4 protein-coding genes are annotated in these 3,070 nt (G+C 64.3%); 1 reads left to right on the top strand and 3 read right to left on the bottom strand.

Annotated elements, in window-relative coordinates:
* The 3 genes from AHiyo1_RS27610 to hrcA all read right to left on the bottom strand — a co-directional run.
* Nucleotides 1-411: RsmE family RNA methyltransferase (locus AHiyo1_RS27610; protein ID WP_253257557.1), on the bottom strand; the 411-nt coding region annotated here is incomplete at its 3' end.
* A 2-nt stretch (nt 412-413) separates the two neighbouring features.
* Nucleotides 414-1,544: a molecular chaperone DnaJ gene (gene dnaJ / locus AHiyo1_RS22120; protein ID WP_059390014.1), complete on the bottom strand. Its 1,131-nt coding sequence runs from the start codon at nt 1,542-1,544 to the stop codon at nt 414-416.
* Nucleotides 1,545-1,611: 67 nt separating this feature from the next.
* Nucleotides 1,612-2,625, bottom strand: coding sequence for a heat-inducible transcriptional repressor HrcA (gene hrcA, locus AHiyo1_RS22125; protein ID WP_059390015.1), 1,014 nt, complete (start codon nt 2,623-2,625; stop codon nt 1,612-1,614).
* Between the two features lie 180 nt (nt 2,626-2,805).
* Here hrcA and AHiyo1_RS22130 point away from each other — a divergent pair.
* A partial coding sequence (locus AHiyo1_RS22130) for a DUF3097 family protein (RefSeq protein ID WP_113990743.1) occupies nt 2,806-3,070 on the top strand: 265 nt, incomplete at its 3' end.

Genomic DNA, 3,070 nt, shown 5'->3' on the forward strand with positions numbered 1-3,070 from the left:
GACAGATTGCCATTTCGCGTGGGCTTTTGCCGCCCGGTCACCCTTCCAGCGCACGATGGAACGTTCCGCCTGCCAGGGCACGACGGCGTCGATCCCGAGTTCCGTAGCCGTTTCGACGGCGAGCTCGTCCCGGTCGCCCTTCGCGAGGGCCTGGACCAACACGAGCCGTACGGCTGGCTGGTGTTCCTCCTGGACGGCGGAGGCAACGACCGTCAGGGTTCCCTGCCCGGATTCGGCCACCGTGCCCGTGAGCCGTTTGCCGGCACCGTCGGCGATATCGACGGCTTCGCCGATTTCCAGGCGCTTGACGGTGACAGCATGCCTGGCTTCGGCGCCGTCAAGCATGAAAGAGTCGCCAGGGCCGAGCCCGTCAAGCGATCCGGCAGCTGTGAAGAATACGGGGTTGCTCACCGCTACAGGTTACCGAGCTTGTCCCGCAGCTTCGCGAACATACCTCCACTGGCCACAAGCTTGCCTTCGGTGAACTGCTCCCCGCGCAACTTGGCCAGTTGGCGAAGCAGGTCTTCCTGTGCGGCGTCGAGCTTGCCGGGCGTCTCAACGTGCAGGTGCACCTTGAGGTCTCCCCTGCCGTAGCCGCGGAGATGGGTGACGCCCAGCCCGCGCAGGGTGATGACTTCGCCGGACTGCGTGCCGGACTTGACGTCGATTTCCTGGGGACCGTCGAAAGTCTCAAGCTGGAGCTCGGTACCCAGCGCCGCGGCGGTCATGGGGACGCTCAGCGTGGCGTGGAGGTCGTCGCCTTCCCGTATGTAGGTGGAATCGCTGTTGACCCGGATCTCCACGTAGAGGTCGCCGGGAGGCCCGCCTGCGGGGCCTGCTTCGCCTTGCGACGACAACTGGATGCGGGTCCCGGTAGCGACGCCGCCAGGCACCTTGACGGTCAGCGAACGTCGGCTGCGGATGCGGCCCTGGCCGTTGCACTCATTGCAGGGATCCTTGATGATCGAGCCGAAACCTTCGCACGATCCACACGGCGCGGCCGTCATGACCTGGCCGAGGATCGAGCGCACGGCCCGCTGGACCTGGCCCGAGCCGCCACAGATGTCGCAGCGTTCCGGGTGGGTGCCCGGTCGGCAGCATGAGCCTTCGCACGTGGGACAGATGACTGCAGTGTCCACTTCGAGCTTTTTGTTGACACCGAAGACGGCTTCGCGCAGGTCGATGCGGACACTGATCAAGGCGTCCTGCCCGCGGCGCATGCGTGACGCGGGGCCTTGCATGCCGCCACCTCCTCCGCCGAAGAAGGTGTCGAAGATGTCCTGGAAGGCGAATCCCTGGCCCGCGTAGCCGCCGCCGAAACCGTTGTCGGTCCCGTTCTCGTTGCCGGTGGCGTCGTAGACGCGGCGCTTCTGTGGGTCGGAGAGGACCTCGTAAGCGTGAGTCACCGCCTTGAATTCCTCTGCAGCGCCGGCCCCGGGGTTCACATCGGGGTGCAGCTTACGTGCGAGTTTGCGGTAGGCCTTCTTGATCTCCTCGCCGGTTGCTTCCGGCGAGACGCCCAGAACGTCATAGTGACTGCTCAAAGTCGGTATCTCTTCCTTGTTTACGGTTCCACTGCGTTTCTTGCGGGGCGGTTTCCAGCCGAGGCCGTCAGCCGCCCAGAATGCGGGAAAGGTAGCGTGCGACGGCACGGACGGCCGCCATGGTGTTGGGATAGTCCATGCGGGTGGGTCCAAGAATGCCGATCTTGGCACTGCTGCCCGGACCGTAGCCCGTGGCAACCACCGAAGCCTCGGAGAGGCCGTCGTAGGGGTTTTCGCGGCCGATACTCACCGTGACGCCCCGGGGGTCTTCCGCCATGTCGGACAAAAGCCGCAACATGACCACCTGTTCCTCAAGCGCTTCGAGGACCGGACCGATGCTCAGCGGGAAGTCCACGTTGGAGCGGGCCAGGTTTGCCGTGCCTGCCATGACCATGCGTTCGTCGCGGCTCCGCTCGGCAAGCCTTTCCAGGCCGTGGGCAAGGGCGCCGGCAAGGTTCCGAAGCGCCGGCGGGCACAGGGCAACCACCGATGGCAGCACTTGCGGCATGAGGTCGAGCTGGGAGCCGGCGATGCTTCCAAGGAATCGCGCCCGCAAGGCCATGAGTTCGTCGTCAGTGGTGTCCGTCGCGGCGTGCACAACGCCCTGTTCCACCTTGCCCGAATCGGCGATCAACACCACCAGGACCTGGCGCGGTGCCAAAAGGACAAACTCAATGTGCCGGACGCGCGCGCGGCTCAGGTGCGGATACTGCACGACGGCGACCTGGTTGGTCAGTTGGGAGAGGAGCCGGACGGTGCGCTCAAGGATGTCCTCGACGTCGTCAGGTCCCTCAAGCAAGGAGTGGATGGCCCGGCGCTCGGCGGCCGAAAGTGGTTTGACCTCGGAAATACGGTCGACGAACAGGCGATAACCCTTGTCCGTGGGAATGCGGCCGGCGCTCGTGTGCGGTGCGGCAATGAGGCCTTCTTCTTCCAAGAGGGCCATGTCATTGCGGATGGTTGCGCTCGACACTCCCAGATGGTGCCGTTCAACCAAGGCTTTGGAACCGACCGGCTCGCGGGAGTGAACGTAGTCCTCCACGATGGCGCGTAACACTTCAAGCTTGCGTGGTTCGCTCACTGCCCACCTCCAATCAACATTTCAACAGTTAGCACTCAACATGCCCAAGTGCTAACAAGTCTAGTATGAGCCACCTCGTTGTTAGCATTGGTACCGCTCGCGGCGAACATGATTCCCGCGCGGTCCTGCGCAATGCCACGGACCGTGACCGATCCCCTAGCGCAAAGTGGTGTGAAGACCGTGTCTTACGACAATTGGGGCCCGCAAGACCTCTCCTCGCCTGCCAAACGGCAACTGCCTGAGGTTCCTGTTGAACGCGGAATGGTTCTCGAAGACGTCCAGTCCGGCTGGGTCGGGGCCGTGACCAGGGTGGAGAAGTCCGGAGGCATGCACATTGTGGTGCTGGAGGATCGGCGGGGAAAGGCCAAGTCGTTCCGGCTTGGCTTCGGATTCCTGCTGGAGGGACAAGCCGTGAAGCTCCTGCCGCCTGCCCCACGCCCGGCCG

Origin of the sequence: Arthrobacter sp. Hiyo1 (assembly GCF_001263615.2) — a bacterium.
Classification (GTDB): Bacteria; Actinomycetota; Actinomycetes; order Actinomycetales; family Micrococcaceae; genus Arthrobacter.